Below are 15832 nucleotides of genomic sequence, written 5' to 3' on the forward strand. Positions count from 1 at the left end.
ACAGCAATGGAAGCCAAGGCGCAGGTGCGGAATCTCCGCACGACGCCCACCAAGGCCCGGCGCGTCGTGGATCTGATTCGTGGCAAGAGCACGGTCGAGGCACTGGACACCCTGCGGTTCGCACCGCAGGCCGCCAGTGAGCCCGTCCTCAAGCTCGTCCAGTCCGCGATCGCCAACGCCCGTGTCAAGGCGGATCAGGCGGGGGAGCGCTTCGACGAGCGCGAGCTCGTCGTCTCCGCCGCATTCGTCGACGAGGGCCCGACCATGAAGCGGTTCCAGCCGCGTGCTCAGGGTCGTGCCTTCCAGATCAAGAAGCGCACCAGCCACGTCACCGTGGTGGTCGCTCCCGTGAAGAAGTAAGGAGTCCCGCATGGGCCAGAAGGTCAATCCGAACGGGTTCCGTCTCGGGATCACCACGGAGCACACCAGCCGGTGGTTCGCCGACTCCACGAAGGAGGGGCAGCGCTATCGCGACTACGTGAAGGAAGACGTCGCGATCCGCAAGCTCATGTCCGAGGGACTCGAGCGTGCCGGCATCTCCAAGGTCGAGATCGAGCGCACCCGTGACCGCGTGCGCGTCGACCTCCACTCCGCCCGCCCGGGCATCGTCATCGGGCGTCGCGGCGCGGAGGCCGAGCGCCTGCGCGGTGAGCTCGAGAAGCTCACCGGCAAGCAGATCCAGCTGAACATCCTCGAGGTCAAGAACCCCGAGGCCGACGCTCAGCTGGTCGCCCAGAACATCGCCGAGCAGCTCGCGAGCCGTGTCTCGTTCCGCCGCGCGATGCGCAAGGGCATCCAGTCCGCACAGCGGGCCGGCGCCAAGGGCATCCGTGTCGCCGTCTCGGGTCGCCTCGGCGGCGCCGAGATGAGCCGCAGCGAGTTCTACCGCGAGGGGCGCGTGCCGCTGCACACCCTCCGCGCGAACATCGACTACGGCTTCTACGAGGCACGGACAGCCTTCGGCCGCATCGGCGTGAAGGTGTGGATCTACAAGGGCGACGTCACCGCCAAGGAGCTCGCGGCCCAGGCCGCGACGCAGGCCCCCCGTGCAGGCCGGGGCCCGCGTGCCGAGCGTCCGCGCGGTCGTCGCAACGAGCGCAACGCCACCGCCCGTCGTGATGGTGCCGAGCAGTCCGCCCCCGGGCAGACCGCAGAGCAGCCCTCCGAGCAGGCATCGGCGCCCGCCGAGACCCGAACGGAGGCCTGAGCATGCTCATCCCGCGCAGGACCAAGCATCGCAAGCAGCACCATCCCACCCGTCGCGGCATGGCCAAGGGCGGCACCGATCTCGCGTTCGGCGACTACGGCATCCAGGCTCTCGAGCCCGCCTACGTCACCAACCGCCAGATCGAGGCGGCTCGTATCGCCATGACCCGCTACATGAAGCGTGGCGGCAAGGTGTTCATCAACATCTTCCCCGACCGTCCGCTGACCAAGAAGCCCGCCGAGGTCCGCATGGGCTCGGGCAAGGGTGCGGTCGAGTGGTGGGTCGCCAACATCAAGCCCGGCCGCGTCATGTTCGAGGTCACGGGTGTCCCGGAGGATGTGGCGCGTGAGGCTCTCCGCCTCGCCGTCCACAAGCTCCCCATGAAGTGCCGGATCCTGAGCCGAGAGGGTGGTGACATCTGATGGCAGCCACGAAGCTCACCGCCGAGGAGCTCGACAAGCTCGACGACCAGAAGCTGGCCGAGGAGCTGACCAAGGCCAAGGACGAGCTGTTCAAGCTCCGCTTCCAGTCCGCCACCGGGCAGCTCGAGAGCCACGGCCGACTCCGGTCGGTCAAGAAGGACATCGCACGGATCTACACGATCCTGCGCGAGCGCGAGCTGGGGATCCGTCAGGCCCCCGGCACCGCCGAGTGACCGCGAAGCGAGGAACTGAGAACCGATGAACGACACCACCGAGACCGGAACCGACACCGGGGCCGAGGTCGAGGGCGCACACACGTCCTCGCACGAGCGCCCCTACCGCAAGGCGCTGCGCGGCTTCGTGACCTCCGACAAGATGGACAAGACCATCGTCGTCGAGGTCGAGGAGCGCGTGAAGCACGCCCTGTACGGCAAGGTCATGAAGAAGACCAACAAGTTCAAGGCACACGACGAGGACAACGTCGCCGGCATCGGCGACCGCGTGCTCATCGCGGAGACCCGACCGCTGTCCGCCACGAAGCACTGGCGGCTCGTCGAGGTCATCGAGAAGGCCAAGTGACCCCTCGCCGGTGATCCGGGCATCAGCCCGGGACATCGGCGCGGATCCGAGCACGGTCCGGTCCCCGCGGGGGCCGGACCGTTCTCGCATCCGGGCTCGCGGCGGGACGTGGTGCCCAAGACCACAGACCGACCCGCGCCCCACCCTTCCGGCGTGCGCGCCCCTCGCGTATGCTGGACAAGTTGCTCTTGCATGCGGCGGCATGTCCCGCGGGTCCTCTGGATCCCGAGGGATGCCGGAGCATGCGGGATGCGGACGTCAGCGTCCATCCCCCGACGGAGACCTCGCACCGCTTCGATGCGGCCGCCCCGGTTTCACACCGGCGCGTCACGCCCCGCGGCGTGTGCCCGAGTCCGCTGGAGGGTTTTTTGATGCCCGTCGTCGTCCGCGGCGCACGCCCCAGGTGTGCGGGTGACGGTCCACCATTTGTTCCGCCAGGCTCGGCTCGCGCGCAGCAGCGTGCGGGTGAGAACCGGCGAGACGACAGGAGTACTGAGTGATTCAGCAGGAGTCGCGACTGCGTGTCGCCGACAACACGGGTGCCAAGGAGATTCTCTGCATCCGCGTTCTCGGTGGCTCCGGTCGCCGTTACGCAAGCATCGGCGACACCATCGTGGCGACCGTCAAGGACGCCATCCCCGGTGGCAACGTCAAGAAGGGCGACGTCGTCAAGGCCGTCGTCGTGCGCACCACCAAGGAGCGTCGGCGTGCCGACGGCTCCTACATCCGTTTCGACGAGAACGCGGCGGTGATCCTGAAGAACGACGGAGAGCCGCGCGGCACGCGCATCTTCGGTCCCGTCGGTCGCGAGCTGCGCGACCGGCGCTTCATGAAGATCATCTCGCTGGCACCGGAGGTGCTGTGACATGGCAAAGATCAAGATCAAGAAGGGTGACCTGGTCCAGGTCATCACGGGTCGCACCAGCGACACCGACAAGGCCGCGGTGCGCAAGCTGACCGCCGGCGACAAGGGCAAGCAGGGTCGCGTGCTCGAGGTCTTCCCCGAGACCGAGAAGGTCCTCGTCGAGGGCGTCAACCGTCGTACCCACCACCTCAAGGCCACCCCGGCCGGCGGTGCGGGCGGCATCGAGCAGCGCGAGGCCCCCATCCACGTCTCGAACGTGGCGCTCGTGGATCCCGAGGACAACAAGCCGACCAAGGTCGGGTTCCGGGTCGAGACCGTCGAGCTCGAGAACGGCCGCACCAAGCAGGTCCGCGTGCGCTTCGCCAAGCGTTCCGGGAAGGACATCTGATGACCGAGACCACCGCCGCGCCGGCTCCGGCGCCGCGCCTGAAGCTGCGCTACCGCGAGGACATCAAGCCCGCGCTGACCGCGCAGTTCGGCTACTCCAACGTCATGCTCGTCCCGGGTCTGACGAAGATCGTCGTCAACATGGGTGTCGGCGAGGCCGCTCGCGACTCCAAGGTGATCGACGGCGCGATCCGTGATCTCGCCGCCATCACCGGTCAGAAGCCGCAGGTCACCCAGGCCCGCAAGTCGATCGCCCAGTTCAAGCTGCGTGAGGGCATGCCGATCGGCGCGCACGTCACGCTGCGCGGCGACCGCATGTGGGAGTTCCTGGACCGTCTGCTGTCCACGGCCCTGCCCCGCATCCGTGACTTCCGCGGTCTGTCGCCCAAGCAGTTCGACGGCAACGGCAACTACACCTTCGGTCTGACGGAGCAGGTCATGTTCCACGAGATCGACCAGGACAGGATCGACCGGTCCCGCGGCATGGACATCACGGTCGTCACCACCGCCAAGACCGACGACGAGGGACGCGCCCTGCTCAAGGAGCTCGGCTTCCCCTTCAAGGAGAACTGAGATGGCCAAGACCGCTCTCATCAAGAAGCAGGAGGGCACGCCGAAGTTCGGCGTGCGCGCCTACACCCGTTGCCAGCGCTGCGGCCGCCCCCACTCCGTGTACCGGAAGTTCGGGCTGTGCCGTGTGTGTCTGCGCGAGATGGCTCACCGCGGTGAGCTCCCCGGCGTCACCAAGAGCAGCTGGTAAGGACTATCGCCATAGGTCCTGCGGCGTGCCGCAGGAAACCACGGTGAGGAAGAAGCAACCGACATGACCATGACCGACCCGATCGCGGACATGCTGACCCGGATCCGGAACGCCTCAGGCGCTTTCCACGAGACCGTCACCATGCCGTACTCGAAGTTGAAGTCCCGCATCGCGGAGATCCTGAAGACCGAGGGCTACATCCTCGGCTGGCACGAGGAGGAGGCCGAGGTCGGCAAGAACCTCGTGCTCGAGCTGAAGTACAGCACGAGCCGCGAGCGCGCCATCTCCGGCATCCGTCGCATCTCGAAGCCGGGTCTGCGCGTCTACGCGAAGTCCACCCATCTGCCCAAGGTGCTCGGCGGCCTGGGCGTGGCGATCCTGTCCACGTCCTCCGGCCTCCTGACCGACAAGCAGGCGTCCAAGAAGGGTGTGGGTGGGGAAGTCCTCGCCTACATCTGGTAATCGGGAGAGGAAGCCGATATGTCCCGCATCGGACGTCTGCCGGTCCCCGTGCCGGCCTCTGTCCAGAACGTCACCATCGATGACCGCATCATCACGGTCACCGGTCCCAAGGGGGAGCTCACGCACCACGTGCCGGAGCCCCTCACCGTCGACCGCGCGGAGGACGGCACGATCGTCGTCGCCCGCCCGGACGACGAGCGCGAGTCCCGTGCGCTGCACGGCCTGACCCGCACCCTGATCGCCAACATGGTGCACGGCGTCACCGAGGGCTTCACCAAGGGCCTCGAGATCGTCGGCACCGGCTACCGCGTGACCGCCAAGGGCACGGACCTCGAGTTCGCGCTCGGGTTCTCGCACCCGGTCGTCATCAAGGCGCCCCAGGGCATCACCTTCGCGGTGGAGACCCCGACCAAGTTCTCCGTCAGCGGCATCGACAAGCAGCAGGTCGGCGAGGTCGCGGCGAACATCCGCAAGCTCCGCAAGCCCGAGCCCTACAAGGGCAAGGGCGTGCGGTACGCCGGCGAGGTCGTCCTGCGCAAGGCCGGAAAGGCTGGTAAGTGAGCATGGGTTACGCAAGCAAGCACAGCGTCGGTGGGCGCGGGACGCGTCTGCGCGCTCGCGGGCGTCGTCACCTGCGTGTCCGTCGTCGTGTGGTGGGCACCGCCGAGCGGCCCCGCCTCGTCGTCACGCGGTCCCAGCGCCACGTCTTCGTCCAGGTCGTCGACGATTCGCTGGGGCGCACCCTGGCCTCGGCGTCGACCATGGAGAAGGACCTGCGCGGCGCCTCCGAGACGAAGTCGGGCAAGGCCCGGACCGTCGGGACCCTGGTCGCCGAGCGCGCCAAGGCCGCCGGCATCGACGCTGTCGTCTTCGACCGCGGCGGAAACAAGTACCACGGTCGGGTCGCAGCGGTCGCCGAGGGCGCCCGCGAGGCCGGACTGACGCTGTGACCGCCCCCGGGACACAGGAGAAGAGGATCTGATATGCCTGCACAGCAGCGGAACAACGGTCCCGCGGCCTCCGGCCGACGGGGCGAGAACACCACCGAGAACAGCACCAACGACCGCGGCGCCGGGCGCGGCGGTCAGGGCGGCGGACGTCGCGGCGAGGGCCGCGGCGGACGCAACCAGGAGGCCGACAAGTCGGCGTTCCTCGAGCGCGTCGTCGCCATCAACCGTGTGTCGAAGGTCGTCAAGGGCGGTCGTCGTTTCTCCTTCACGGCTCTCGTGGTCGTGGGTGACGGCGACGGCACGGTCGGCGTCGGCTACGGCAAGGCCAAGGAGGTCCCCGCGGCGATCTCCAAGGGTGTCGAGGAGGCGAAGAAGAACTTCTTCCGCGTCCCCCGCATCCAGGGCACCGTGGTCCACCGCGTCCAGGGCGAGGACGCCGCCGGCGTCGTGCTCCTGCGCCCGGCGGCCCCCGGTACCGGCGTGATCGCCGGCGGTCCCGTGCGTGCGGTGCTCGAGTGCGCCGGCGTGCACGACGTGCTCAGCAAGTCGCTCGGGTCGACCAATGCGATCAACATCGTCCGGGCCACCGTCGCGGCCCTGCAGCAGCTCGAGGAGCCGGAGGCCGTCGCGGCCCGCCGTGGCCTCCCGGTCGAGGACGTCGTCCCCGCCCAGCTGCTGCGTGCCCAGGCGGCGGGTCGCGCTGCGGCGCGCGCCGAGAAGGTGGGTGCGTGATGCAGGTCAAGGTGACCCAGGTCCGATCCGTCATCGGCGGCAACCAGACCCAGCGCGCCACCCTGCGAGGCCTCGGCCTCAAGCGCATCGGTGACGTCGTGGTGAAGGAAGACCGCCCCGAGATCCGCGGCATGATCCGCGCCGTCACCCACCTGGTGACGGTCGAAGAGGTGGACTGACAACATGTCTGACAACAACACCGAGAGCCCCCTGAAGCTCCACGACCTGCGCCCCGCGCCCGGTGCCAAGACCGCGCGCACCCGCGTCGGCCGTGGTGAGGGCTCCAAGGGCAAGACCGCCGGTCGTGGCACCAAGGGCACGAAGGCCCGCTACCAGGTGCCGGCCGGCTTCGAAGGCGGCCAGATCCCGCTGCACATGCGTCTCCCGAAGCTGCGCGGGTTCACCAACCCGTTCCGCGTCGAGTACCAGGTCGTGAACCTCGCGACCCTCGGGGAGCTCTTCCCCGAGGGCGGCACGATCACGGTCGAGGACCTCGTGTCCAAGGGCGCCGTGCGGAAGAACCAGCCGGTCAAGGTGCTCGGCTCCGGCGACGTGAGCGCCAAGCTCGACGTCACCGCGCAGAAGTTCTCTGCGTCGGCGGAGCAGAAGATCACCGCGGCAGGCGGGACCGTCACGGTCGCGTGATCGGATTTTGACGGGGTATCGCGGCGCACCATAGCCTGTGCCGCGGTGCCCCGTCGTCCGTCGTCGGCCCGTCCGGCCCGCCCAGGGCCCGCGCGTCCGGTCGACGCGGCCTCCCGGAGCCCCGCTCCGGCCTCGACCCCCTGAGGAGGGACCCGTGAAGAACGCCTTCATCCGCGCGTTCGCGACACCCGAGCTCCGCTGGAAGCTCCTGTTCACGCTCGGACTGCTGGCCATCTACCGGCTGGGCGTCTTCATCCCCACCCCGGGGTTCGACTACACCACCGTGCTGATGTGCTCGGAGAGCACCATGCAGGGCGGCGGTGCCACGGCGCTCGGCATGATCAGCCTGTTCTCCGGCGGCGCCCTCCTGCAGCTGTCGATCTTCTCCCTCGGCGTGATGCCCTACATCACCGCCTCCATCATCATCCAGCTGCTGCGCGTGGTCATCCCGCGCTTCGAGGCCCTCCACAAGGAGGGCCAGAGCGGCACCGCGAAGCTGACCCAGTACACGCGGTACCTCACCATCGGGCTGGCCGTGCTGCAGTCCACCACGATCGTCACCCTCGTGCGCTCGGGCCAGTTCTTCCCGAACTGCCCCGCCGCGGGCCTCGTGCCCGACCAGTCGGTGCTGATCCTGCTGTCGATGGTCCTGACCATGACCGTCGGCACCGTCATCATCATGTGGATGGGCGAGCTCATCACCGAGCGCGGCGTCGGCAACGGCATGTCGTTGCTCATCTTCACCTCGATCGCGGCCTCGTTCCCCGCGGCCATGGGCCAGATCTTCGAGCTCAAGGGCTGGATCTCCTTCTCCCTCGTGATCGTCGTCGCGCTGGTGGTCATGATCGGCGTCATCTTCGTCGAGCAGTCCCAGCGCCGGATCCCCGTGCAGTACGCCAAGCGCATGGTGGGCCGGCGCATGTACGGCGGCACCTCGACCTACATCCCGATCAAGGTGAACCAGGCCGGCGTCATCCCGGTCATCTTCGCGAGCTCGATCCTCGCGGTGCCCCAGCTGATCTCCTCGTTCGGCGACCCGACCGACGGCTGGGTGCAGTGGATCAACACCCACCTGGTCCAGTCCCAGGGCTTCTCCTGGATCTACACGCTCGTCTACTCGGCGCTCATCATCTTCTTCGCCTTCTTCTACACGTCGATCACCTTCAACGCCGAGGAGATCGCCGACAACATGAAGAAGTACGGCGGCTTCGTGCCGGGCGTCCGTGCGGGCAAGCCCACCGAGCGCTACCTGCAGTACGTCATCAACCGCATCCAGACCCCCGGTGCGCTGTACCTCGCGATCATCGCGCTGATCCCGGTGCTGGCCCTCGTCTTCATGGGGACCTCGCAGAACTTCCCGCTGGGCGGCGCCTCGATCCTCATCGTCATCGGCGTCGGGCTCGACACCGTCAAGCAGATCGACGCGAAGCTGCAGCAGCACCACTACGAAGGGATCCTCCGATGACCGAGGTCACCACTGCCCGCCGACTGCTCATCATCGGCCCCCCCGGAGCGGGCAAGGGCACGCAGGCCCAGCGCATCTCCGATGCCCTCGGGATCCCGGCGATCTCCACGGGCGACATCTTCCGCGCCAACGTCTCCCAGGAGACCGAGCTGGGCGTCCTGGCCAAGTCCTTCATGGACAAGGGCGAGTACGTGCCGGACTCGGTCACCAACGACATGGTGGCCGACCGCCTCGCGGCCGACGACGCCGCCGACGGCTTCCTGCTGGACGGCTACCCGCGCACCCCCGCGCAGGTCGATGCCCTCGACGGGATCCTCGCGGACACCGGTCGCTCCCTGGACGCGGTGATCCTGCTCGAGGTCGACCTCGACGCCGTGGTCGAGCGCCTCGTGACGCGAGGCCGCGAGCTGGGCCGCAGCGACGACACCGCCGAGACGATCCGCCACCGGATCGACCTCTACGTCGAGCAGACCGCGCCGCTGGTGGACGTGTACGCGTCCCGCGGCCTGCTCCGGCGGGTCGACGGGGGCGCCTCGATCGACGAGGTCAACGCCGCGATCATGGCGGCGCTCGCCCGGTGAGCCCTCACCTGCGTCGCGAGCGCGTCGAGCTCAAGACCCCCGAGCAGATCGCGCTCATGCGCCGCTCGGGCCTGCTGCTGGCCCGCGTGCACGCGATGCTCGCCGCGCAGCTGCGTCCCGGCATCACGACCGGCCGGCTCGACGCGCTGGCCGAGCAGATGATCCGCGACGAGGGCGCCCTGCCCAACTTCCTGGGGTACCAGGGCTTCCCGGCGACGCTGTGCATCAGCGTCAACGAGGAGGTCGTCCACGGGATCCCCGGGCCGCGCGTGCTCGCCGAGGGCGACGTCGTCTCGATCGACGGCGGCTGCATCGTCGAGGGCTGGCACTCCGATGCCGCCCGCACCCACATCGTCGGCACCCCGCGCTCGAGCGCCGACGAGAAGCTCGTGGCCGTCACCGAGGACGCGCTGTGGGCGGGGATCGCGGCACTGTCCGGCGCCTCCCGGGTGGGCGAGATCGGCGCGGCCGTCGAGGACCTCGTCACCCTCGAGGCGGGGGAGACCCTGGCGCACCTGGAGGGCTTCGGGGGTCACGGGATCGGCCGTGCCATGCACCAGCCGCCGGACGTCATGAACTACCGCACCCGGGACCGCGGACCCAAGGTGGTCCCCGGCATGTGCCTGGCCATCGAGCCGATGCTGATCCAGGGCGACGGCTCCTGGCGGATGCTCGAGGACGACTGGACGGTCGTGGCCACCGGTGGCGGCCGCGCCGCCCACGCCGAGCACTCCGTCGCCGTCACCGAGCAGGGCCTGCTGGTGCTGACCGCCGAGGACGGCGGGCGCGCCGAGCTCGCGGCCCTGGGCATCGAGATCGCACCGGACCCCGCCGCCTGAGCGGCGGCGAGTGACGCAGTCGACCACTCCGACCCCTCGGAACCGCGGCCGGGGCCGTGTAGGATCGTCGATCGGGTGTGTTCCGTGCGCGTTCGGTCCCACCCATCCATGAGCACTGCGCCCCGTGCGCTCCGTGCGGCCGGCCGGCCGGACGTCCCGATGCCCGTCATCGCGATCCCGACCCGGCCCCGCACCCGCCCCGACTGCCGTCGGGGACGTCCGGAGCCGCGGACGCCGTGCTCGGCACACGAGATCGACGCGCATGTCCCGTGCCCCGACAAGGGCCGGGTGGATAGGGGATCAATGGCCAAGAAGGACGGCGTCATCGAGGTCGAGGGCACGGTGACGGAGGCGCTCGCGAACGCGCGCTTCCGCGTCGAGCTCGAGAACGGGCACGTGGTGCTCGCACACATCTCCGGGAAGATGCGGCAGCACTACATCCGGATCCTCCCCGAGGACCGTGTGGTCGTCGAACTCAGCCCCTACGACCTCGACCGCGGCCGCATCGTCTACCGCTACAAGTGACCGCCGGCGCCGCCGCACGGAGCAGCAGAGCTGCCCCCGTGGGACGGACGGGCATCTGGAGAAGGAAGCAATGAAAGTCAAGCCGAGCGTCAAGCCGATCTGTGACAACTGCAAGGTGATCCGTCGCCATCGCGTCGTCATGGTCATCTGCACCAACCCGCGTCACAAGCAGCGCCAGGGCTGAGCCCTCGCTCACGACGCCCCCGCCGCCTCCGCGGCACCGCCCGCCAGGTCCTTTCGACCTGACCGGGCACCGCCCTCCGGGGCACGACAAATGAAGAGTCACCACCGCCCCCGCGCGCTCCGGCGCATGAGGGACACCCGCAGCACGGAGGCTGCGGCGCACCCGGGACCGGACGCCTGACGGCGTCATGGACGGCCCCACGCCGGTGCGAGGTGGTGGTTCAGGCCTCCGACACAGTAGGAGAACTGCACCATGGCACGACTTGTAGGAGTCGATCTCCCGCGCGAGAAGCGCCTCGAGGTCGCCCTCACGTACATCTTCGGGGTGGGACGCACCCGCGCCCAGGAGACCCTCGCCGCGACCGGCATCTCGGGTGACATCCGCGTCCGCGACCTCGGCGACGAGCAGCTGGTCGCCCTGCGCGACTACATCGAGGCGAACTTCCAGATCGAGGGCGATCTGCGCCGCGAGGTCGCCGCCGACATCCGCCGCAAGGTGGAGATCGGCTCGTACGAGGGGCTGCGCCACCGTCGCGGTCTCCCCGTCCGCGGCCAGCGCACCAAGACCAACGCGCGCACCCGCAAGGGCCCCAAGCGCACCGTGGCCGGCAAGAAGAAGACGCGCTGACCCCGCTGGCCCGCACGGTCCAGCAGTTCTTCGCCGCCCCCCGCACCCGCGGGACGCGCGGCACATCGATCACCTGAACCCACCCGAGGAGTTCTGCCGCATGGCACCCAAGATCCGCCAGGCCTCCGGCGCGCGCAAGCCGCGTCGCAAGGACAAGAAGAACGTCGTGAGCGGCCAGGCTCACATCAAGAGCACGTTCAACAACACCATCGTCTCGATCACCGATCCCACCGGGGCCGTCATCTCCTGGGCCTCCGCCGGCCAGGTCGGCTTCAAGGGCTCGCGCAAGTCGACCCCGTACGCCGCGCAGATGGCCGCCGAGGCCGCCGGGCGCCGCGCGCAGGAGCACGGCATGAAGAAGGTCGACGTCTTCGTCAAGGGCCCGGGCTCCGGCCGCGAGACCGCGATCCGCTCGCTCACCGCGACCGGCCTCGAGGTCGGCTCGATCCAGGACGTCACCCCGCAGCCCCACAACGGGACCCGCCCGCCCAAGCGTCGGCGCGTCTGATCCGGTGGCCGGCACCTCGTGACCCCGGGTCACGGTGTGCCGGTCCTCCGCGACCAGCCACCCTTCTTCAGAGGCCATCACCCCTCTTGAGCGTCATATGGCGGACGCTCGCAGAAAGGATTCACCGTGCTCATTGCACAGCGCCCCACGCTGACCGAAGAGGTCGTGTCGGACAACCGCTCACGGTTCGTCATCGAGCCGCTCGAGCCGGGCTTCGGCTACACCCTCGGCAACTCCCTGCGCCGCACCCTCCTGTCGTCCATCCCGGGCGCCGCGGTCACCTCCATCCGGATCGACGGGGTGCTCCACGAGTTCTCCACCATCCCGGGGGTCAAGGAGGACGTCACCGAGATCATCCTCAACGTCAAGAACCTCGTCGTCTCCTCGGAGAACGACGAGCCCGTCGTGATGTACCTCCGCAAGGAGGGCGAGGGCAAGGTGACCGCCGCGGACATCACCCCTCCCGCCGGCGTGGAGATCCACAACCCCGAGCTGCACATCGCGACGCTGAACTCGGGCGGTCGCCTCGAGATCGAGCTGATCGTCGAGCGCGGCCGCGGCTACGTCTCGGCCTCGCAGAACAAGGGCTTCGACGGGGAGATCGGGCGCGTCCCGGTCGACTCGATCTACTCGCCCGTCCTCAAGGTCACCTACAAGGTCGAGGCCACCCGCGTCGAGCAGCGCACCGACTTCGACCGTCTGATCGTCGACGTCGAGACGAAGCCCGCCATCACCCCGCGTGATGCCGTGGCCTCGGCCGGCAAGACGCTGGTGGAGCTGTTCGGCCTGGCCCACGAGCTCAACCAGGAGGCCGAGGGCATCGAGATCGGCCCGTCGCCGACGGACCAGGCCCTGGCCGCGGATCTGGCGCTGCCGATCAACGACCTGAACCTCACCGTGCGCTCGTACAACTGCCTCATGCGCGAGGGTGTGCACACCGTCGGCGAGCTCACCGCGCGCAGCGAGGCGGACCTGCTGGACATCCGCAACTTCGGGCAGAAGTCGATCGACGAGGTCAAGGCGAAGCTGTCCGAGCTCGGCCTGTCGCTGAAGGATTCCCCGGCCGGCTTCGACCCGTCCGCCGCCCTGGAGTCCTACTCGGACGACTTCGGCGACCAGTACTGAGACCTCATCTTTTCCTAGGAGAACGACATGCCTGCACCCAGCAAGGGAGCCCGCCTCGGGGGGTCCCCCGCGCATGAGCGGATGATCCTCGCGAACCTCGCGACGGAGCTCTTCCGCCACAAGTCCATCACCACCACCGAGTCGCGGGCCAAGCGCCTGCGTCCCGTCGCCGAGCGCCTCGTGTCGCAGGCGAAGAAGGGCGACCTCTCGTCGCGCCGTCGCGTCCTGCGCACGGTCCGCGACAAGGGCGTCGTCTACTCGCTGTTCGAGGAGATCGCCCCGACGTTCTCCGAGCGCCCGGGCGGCTACACCCGGATCGTCAAGATCGCGCCCCGCAAGGGCGACAACGCCCCCATGGCCGTGATCGAGCTGGTCCAGGAGGCGTACTCGCCCAAGCAGGCCGTCGTGAAGGAGGCCGAGGGCGCCGCCAAGAACGCCGCCAAGGCCGACGACGCGAAGCCCGCGGACGAGACGACCGACGAGGCCACCTCGGCCGAGGAGACGAAGGACGACGCGGAGACGACCGAGTCCTGACCCCTCCGGGCCCAGCGCCCACCGCGAAGGAGCCGTGATCCCACTGGATCACGGCTCCTTCTGCATGCCCGGGCCCTTCTCGGGCCTCGATCGCATCCGTCTCCGTGCGCCTGCCCGTCCCCTCACGAGATCCGTCGGCCTGCGTGTCTTCCCGGGTCCCCCCCCGGGCCTGTCTCCCGCACCTGGGCGATCGGCGCCTTCACAATGGGGACGGCCGCCTCCCGGTGCGGACGAGCGGCCATCGCATCACCCACTTCCCCGATCCCGCCCTGGAGACGCCATGACACCGTCCGTCGATCCCGACAGCACCCCCACGTCCCTCACCCGCCGCTGCCTCATCGCGGCCGGACTCGTCTCGATCCCGTTCCTGGCCACGGCCGGCCCGGCGGTCGCCGACCCCGGGGACGACGGCACGACCATCGTCGACGTCCCCCTGGCCGATCAGCCGCTGGCCACCTCCGATTCCGGGGCGACCGTCCGGGTGGTCGCGACCGAGGCGGCGACGCTCGTGGGATGCACGTGGTCGGGGGAGCAGCCCGACGAGATCGCGGCCCGGGGCGAGCTCGTCGCGGACGGTTCCTGGACCCCGTGGTTCGAGCTCGACGAGCTCACCGACCCCGAGGACGGCAGGACGACCTCGGGCACCCAGGCCGTGTGGCTCGGGGGCCCCGTGCGCTCGATCCAGGTGCGGGCCACGTCCGCGGGCTCCGACGTCACCGCCGAGCTCGTCGCGCACGTCGTCACCACCACGCGGATCGCCGCCGACGAGAAGGCCGCCCCCCGGCCCTCCGCGCGCTCCGCGCAGGCGCTCAGCTCGAGTTTGGTCCCGGGGATCGGCGCCCCCTGGGTCGTCACCCGTGCGGGCTGGGGCGCGGACGAGTCCCTCGTCAAGGGGCAGCCGTCCTACGCCTCCGAGCTCAAGGCGGCCGTGCTGCACCACACCGAGGGGTCCAACTCCTACTCCGCGGCGGATGTGCCCGGGATCCTCCGCGGGATCCTGAAGTACCACACGCAGTCCCAGGGGTGGAACGACATCGGGTACAACGCCCTCGTGGACCGCTTCGGCACCATCTACGAGGGGCGTGCGGGGGGCCTGACCCGTCATGTGGTCGGCGCGCACGCCACCGGGTCCAACACCGGCACCTTCGGCGTCTCGATGATCGGCTCGACCACGTCCGCGCCGCCCACGGATGCCCAGCTCAACGCCGTTGCCGACGTCATGGCCTGGAAGCTCGGCGGCAGCTACGTGTACGACGTGAGCTCCACGACCGAGCTGGACGACAAGACCCAGCCTCGCGTGTTCGGGCACAAGGACGCCCGGAGCGTGAGCACGGACTGCCCCGGGACCGCGGGCTACGCCCAGCTGCCGCGCCTGCGCGGCCTGGTCCAGGGCCGCCTGGGCATCCATCGGACGAGCTCCTATCTCGCCTACCTCGACAAGGGCGGGGCCGCGCGGCTCGGCACGGTCTCGGAGATCATCCACGTCGACGGCTCCCGCCTGGTGACGGTGCTCTCCAGCGGGAGCACCATCGTCGAGGCCGGGGGGACGGTCCAGGTGCTGGATTCCACGGGCGTGCCGGTGGATCTTCCCGTGTACGGCGCGATCGCCGCCCGCTGGTGGGAGGCTGGCGGCGCCGCGGGCATCGGTCGTCCGACGTCCTTGGAGGGAGACGCGGGAGCCGGTCGCCAGCAGAGCTTCGAGCGCGGGAAGATCACCTGGTCCCAGGGCACCGGGGCACGCGTGACCCTCGGGGCGATCCATGACCGGTGGTCCCGGGAGGGCGGTGCGGCGGGCTGGTTCGGCCTACCCGTCTCCGAGGAGCGCATCGGATTCCCGCAGTCCGGCGTCCGACAGGACTTCCAGAACACGGTCGTCTTTTTCTCGCCCGCGTCAGGCGCGTTCTCGCTCTTCGGGGCGATACGCGGGCGATATGACGCGGTCGAAGGGCCGCTGGGCGGTCTGGGGTACCCGGTCTCCCAGGAGTACGACATCTCGGGTGGACGTGCGCAGGACTTCCAGCGCGGCATTATCGCCTGGACACCGGCACGCGGGGCGGTGGTGGTCGCCGGCGCGCTCTTCGGAGCGTGGAATGCGCAGGGGAGGTTCTCGGGCCGAGGCGCCCCTCTGACCGCCGAGCGCAACGGTCTGGTGCGAGGAGGGGCCGCGCAAGACTTTGCCGATGGGACCATCTACTGGTCTCCTTCGACCGGCGCATTCCCGGTTCGGGCGGCGCTGCTGCCCGTGTACCGGGCCCGCGGCGCCGAGAACTGGATCGGGTACCCGACCTCGACCGAGCGTGCCATGGGGATCGGGTCGCGCCAAGACTTCGAGCGTGGGTACCTCACCTGGACACCCGCTGCAGGGGTCACCATGTCGCCCCGCTGATCACGGACGATCCGCGCGTGTGCCAGGGGATCGATGCCGCCGGCATCGA

25 protein-coding genes are annotated in these 15832 nt (G+C 69.4%); all 25 read left to right on the plus strand.

Going from position 1 to position 15832, the window contains the following annotated elements; genetic code table 11:
* The first annotated feature begins 6 nt into the window (after window positions 1-6).
* The 25 genes from rplV to ACT3TZ_RS05620 all read left to right on the plus strand — a co-directional run bounded on the left by rplV (window position 7) and on the right by ACT3TZ_RS05620 (window position 15783).
* The gene (gene rplV / locus ACT3TZ_RS05500) at window positions 7-360 is read left to right on the plus strand and encodes a 50S ribosomal protein L22 (protein WP_444582389.1); all 354 of its coding nucleotides are present in this window, start codon (window positions 7-9) and stop codon (window positions 358-360) included.
* 10 nt (window positions 361-370) lie between these two features.
* Window positions 371-1207, plus strand: coding sequence for a 30S ribosomal protein S3 (rpsC, locus tag ACT3TZ_RS05505; protein WP_444582390.1), 837 nt, complete (start codon window positions 371-373; stop codon window positions 1205-1207).
* A gap of 2 nt (window positions 1208-1209) precedes the next feature.
* Window positions 1210-1629, plus strand: coding sequence for a 50S ribosomal protein L16 (gene rplP, locus ACT3TZ_RS05510; protein ID WP_444582391.1), 420 nt, complete (start codon window positions 1210-1212; stop codon window positions 1627-1629).
* Window positions 1629-1862 carry a 50S ribosomal protein L29 gene (rpmC, locus tag ACT3TZ_RS05515; RefSeq protein ID WP_444582392.1) on the plus strand — a complete coding sequence of 78 codons (234 nt, stop codon included), beginning with the start codon at window positions 1629-1631 and terminating at the stop codon, window positions 1860-1862. Before rplP ends, rpmC begins: the two co-directional genes overlap by 1 nt.
* 25 nt (window positions 1863-1887) lie before the next feature.
* A complete protein-coding gene (rpsQ, locus tag ACT3TZ_RS05520; protein WP_444582393.1) occupies window positions 1888-2208 on the plus strand; it encodes a 30S ribosomal protein S17 in 321 nt (106 codons plus the stop codon).
* A 496-nt stretch (window positions 2209-2704) separates the two neighbouring features.
* Complete coding sequence (gene rplN / locus ACT3TZ_RS05525) at window positions 2705-3073, plus strand: 50S ribosomal protein L14 (RefSeq protein ID WP_444582394.1); 369 nt, start codon at window positions 2705-2707, stop codon at window positions 3071-3073.
* A gap of 1 nt (window position 3074) precedes the next feature.
* Window positions 3075-3461 carry a 50S ribosomal protein L24 gene (gene rplX, locus ACT3TZ_RS05530; RefSeq protein WP_444582395.1) on the plus strand — a complete coding sequence of 129 codons (387 nt, stop codon included), beginning with the start codon at window positions 3075-3077 and terminating at the stop codon, window positions 3459-3461.
* On the plus strand, window positions 3461-4033 hold the full coding sequence (rplE, locus tag ACT3TZ_RS05535; protein WP_444582396.1) for a 50S ribosomal protein L5: 573 nt from the start codon (window positions 3461-3463) through the stop codon (window positions 4031-4033). The genes rplX and rplE overlap by 1 nt, the downstream gene beginning before the upstream one ends.
* 1 nt (window position 4034) lies before the next feature.
* Window positions 4035-4220 (plus strand): type Z 30S ribosomal protein S14, encoded by a 186-nt coding sequence (locus ACT3TZ_RS05540; RefSeq protein WP_444582397.1) that lies wholly within the window; start codon window positions 4035-4037, stop codon window positions 4218-4220.
* Window positions 4221-4283: 63 nt separating this feature from the next.
* The gene (rpsH, locus tag ACT3TZ_RS05545; RefSeq protein ID WP_444582398.1) at window positions 4284-4682 is read left to right on the plus strand and encodes a 30S ribosomal protein S8; all 399 of its coding nucleotides are present in this window, start codon (window positions 4284-4286) and stop codon (window positions 4680-4682) included.
* A gap of 18 nt (window positions 4683-4700) precedes the next feature.
* On the plus strand, window positions 4701-5243 hold the full coding sequence (gene rplF, locus ACT3TZ_RS05550; protein WP_444582399.1) for a 50S ribosomal protein L6: 543 nt from the start codon (window positions 4701-4703) through the stop codon (window positions 5241-5243).
* 2 nt (window positions 5244-5245) lie between these two features.
* Complete coding sequence (gene rplR, locus ACT3TZ_RS05555; RefSeq protein WP_444582400.1) at window positions 5246-5632, plus strand: 50S ribosomal protein L18; 387 nt, start codon at window positions 5246-5248, stop codon at window positions 5630-5632.
* Window positions 5633-5665: 33 nt separating this feature from the next.
* The gene (gene rpsE, locus ACT3TZ_RS05560) at window positions 5666-6364 is read left to right on the plus strand and encodes a 30S ribosomal protein S5 (RefSeq protein ID WP_444582401.1); all 699 of its coding nucleotides are present in this window, start codon (window positions 5666-5668) and stop codon (window positions 6362-6364) included.
* A complete protein-coding gene (gene rpmD / locus ACT3TZ_RS05565; protein ID WP_444582402.1) occupies window positions 6364-6543 on the plus strand; it encodes a 50S ribosomal protein L30 in 180 nt (59 codons plus the stop codon). The genes rpsE and rpmD overlap by 1 nt, the downstream gene beginning before the upstream one ends.
* Window positions 6544-6547: 4 nt before the next feature.
* On the plus strand, window positions 6548-7009 hold the full coding sequence (gene rplO, locus ACT3TZ_RS05570; protein ID WP_444582403.1) for a 50S ribosomal protein L15: 462 nt from the start codon (window positions 6548-6550) through the stop codon (window positions 7007-7009).
* Window positions 7010-7163: 154 nt separating this feature from the next.
* Window positions 7164-8474 (plus strand): preprotein translocase subunit SecY, encoded by a 1311-nt coding sequence (gene secY, locus ACT3TZ_RS05575; protein ID WP_444582404.1) that lies wholly within the window; start codon window positions 7164-7166, stop codon window positions 8472-8474.
* Window positions 8471-9055 carry an adenylate kinase gene (locus ACT3TZ_RS05580; protein ID WP_444582405.1) on the plus strand — a complete coding sequence of 195 codons (585 nt, stop codon included), beginning with the start codon at window positions 8471-8473 and terminating at the stop codon, window positions 9053-9055. Before secY ends, ACT3TZ_RS05580 begins: the two co-directional genes overlap by 4 nt.
* Window positions 9052-9894 carry a type I methionyl aminopeptidase gene (gene map / locus ACT3TZ_RS05585; protein WP_444582406.1) on the plus strand — a complete coding sequence of 281 codons (843 nt, stop codon included), beginning with the start codon at window positions 9052-9054 and terminating at the stop codon, window positions 9892-9894. The genes ACT3TZ_RS05580 and map overlap by 4 nt, the downstream gene beginning before the upstream one ends.
* Before the next feature lie 303 nt (window positions 9895-10197).
* On the plus strand, window positions 10198-10419 hold the full coding sequence (infA, locus tag ACT3TZ_RS05590) for a translation initiation factor IF-1 (RefSeq protein ID WP_444582407.1): 222 nt from the start codon (window positions 10198-10200) through the stop codon (window positions 10417-10419).
* Window positions 10420-10489: 70 nt separating this feature from the next.
* Window positions 10490-10603: a 50S ribosomal protein L36 gene (rpmJ, locus tag ACT3TZ_RS05595; RefSeq protein ID WP_444582408.1), complete on the plus strand. Its 114-nt coding sequence runs from the start codon at window positions 10490-10492 to the stop codon at window positions 10601-10603.
* Between the two features lie 252 nt (window positions 10604-10855).
* Window positions 10856-11230, plus strand: coding sequence for a 30S ribosomal protein S13 (gene rpsM / locus ACT3TZ_RS05600; RefSeq protein WP_444582409.1), 375 nt, complete (start codon window positions 10856-10858; stop codon window positions 11228-11230).
* Between the two features lie 100 nt (window positions 11231-11330).
* The gene (rpsK, locus tag ACT3TZ_RS05605; protein WP_444582410.1) at window positions 11331-11738 is read left to right on the plus strand and encodes a 30S ribosomal protein S11; all 408 of its coding nucleotides are present in this window, start codon (window positions 11331-11333) and stop codon (window positions 11736-11738) included.
* 126 nt (window positions 11739-11864) lie between these two features.
* Entirely contained in the window at window positions 11865-12863 is a 999-nt protein-coding gene (locus ACT3TZ_RS05610) for a DNA-directed RNA polymerase subunit alpha (RefSeq protein ID WP_444582411.1), read from the plus strand.
* A gap of 27 nt (window positions 12864-12890) precedes the next feature.
* Window positions 12891-13397: a 50S ribosomal protein L17 gene (gene rplQ / locus ACT3TZ_RS05615; RefSeq protein WP_444582412.1), complete on the plus strand. Its 507-nt coding sequence runs from the start codon at window positions 12891-12893 to the stop codon at window positions 13395-13397.
* 280 nt (window positions 13398-13677) lie between these two features.
* Window positions 13678-15783: an N-acetylmuramoyl-L-alanine amidase gene (locus tag ACT3TZ_RS05620; protein WP_444582413.1), complete on the plus strand. Its 2106-nt coding sequence runs from the start codon at window positions 13678-13680 to the stop codon at window positions 15781-15783.
* Window positions 15784-15832: the final 49 nt, after the last annotated feature.

This window comes from Brachybacterium sp. AOP25-B2-12 (assembly GCF_052378625.1).
Classification (GTDB): Bacteria; Actinomycetota; Actinomycetes; order Actinomycetales; family Dermabacteraceae; genus Brachybacterium.

Coding starts and splice junctions, on each gene's coding strand:
- rplV (WP_444582389.1), top strand. CDS start 7: ATGGAAGCCAAGGCGCAGGTGCGGAATCTCCGCACGACGCCCACCAAG.
- rpsC (WP_444582390.1), top strand. CDS start 371: ATGGGCCAGAAGGTCAATCCGAACGGGTTCCGTCTCGGGATCACCACG.
- rplP (WP_444582391.1), top strand. CDS start 1,210: ATGCTCATCCCGCGCAGGACCAAGCATCGCAAGCAGCACCATCCCACC.
- rpmC (WP_444582392.1), top strand. CDS start 1,629: ATGGCAGCCACGAAGCTCACCGCCGAGGAGCTCGACAAGCTCGACGAC.
- rpsQ (WP_444582393.1), top strand. CDS start 1,888: ATGAACGACACCACCGAGACCGGAACCGACACCGGGGCCGAGGTCGAG.
- rplX (WP_444582395.1), top strand. CDS start 3,075: ATGGCAAAGATCAAGATCAAGAAGGGTGACCTGGTCCAGGTCATCACG.
- rplE (WP_444582396.1), top strand. CDS start 3,461: ATGACCGAGACCACCGCCGCGCCGGCTCCGGCGCCGCGCCTGAAGCTG.
- ACT3TZ_RS05540 (WP_444582397.1), top strand. CDS start 4,035: ATGGCCAAGACCGCTCTCATCAAGAAGCAGGAGGGCACGCCGAAGTTC.
- rpsH (WP_444582398.1), top strand. CDS start 4,284: ATGACCATGACCGACCCGATCGCGGACATGCTGACCCGGATCCGGAAC.
- rplF (WP_444582399.1), top strand. CDS start 4,701: ATGTCCCGCATCGGACGTCTGCCGGTCCCCGTGCCGGCCTCTGTCCAG.
- rplR (WP_444582400.1), top strand. CDS start 5,246: ATGGGTTACGCAAGCAAGCACAGCGTCGGTGGGCGCGGGACGCGTCTG.
- rpsE (WP_444582401.1), top strand. CDS start 5,666: ATGCCTGCACAGCAGCGGAACAACGGTCCCGCGGCCTCCGGCCGACGG.
- rpmD (WP_444582402.1), top strand. CDS start 6,364: ATGCAGGTCAAGGTGACCCAGGTCCGATCCGTCATCGGCGGCAACCAG.
- rplO (WP_444582403.1), top strand. CDS start 6,548: ATGTCTGACAACAACACCGAGAGCCCCCTGAAGCTCCACGACCTGCGC.
- ACT3TZ_RS05580 (WP_444582405.1), top strand. CDS start 8,471: ATGACCGAGGTCACCACTGCCCGCCGACTGCTCATCATCGGCCCCCCC.
- infA (WP_444582407.1), top strand. CDS start 10,198: ATGGCCAAGAAGGACGGCGTCATCGAGGTCGAGGGCACGGTGACGGAG.
- rpmJ (WP_444582408.1), top strand. CDS start 10,490: ATGAAAGTCAAGCCGAGCGTCAAGCCGATCTGTGACAACTGCAAGGTG.
- rpsM (WP_444582409.1), top strand. CDS start 10,856: ATGGCACGACTTGTAGGAGTCGATCTCCCGCGCGAGAAGCGCCTCGAG.
- rpsK (WP_444582410.1), top strand. CDS start 11,331: ATGGCACCCAAGATCCGCCAGGCCTCCGGCGCGCGCAAGCCGCGTCGC.
- rplQ (WP_444582412.1), top strand. CDS start 12,891: ATGCCTGCACCCAGCAAGGGAGCCCGCCTCGGGGGGTCCCCCGCGCAT.
- ACT3TZ_RS05620 (WP_444582413.1), top strand. CDS start 13,678: ATGACACCGTCCGTCGATCCCGACAGCACCCCCACGTCCCTCACCCGC.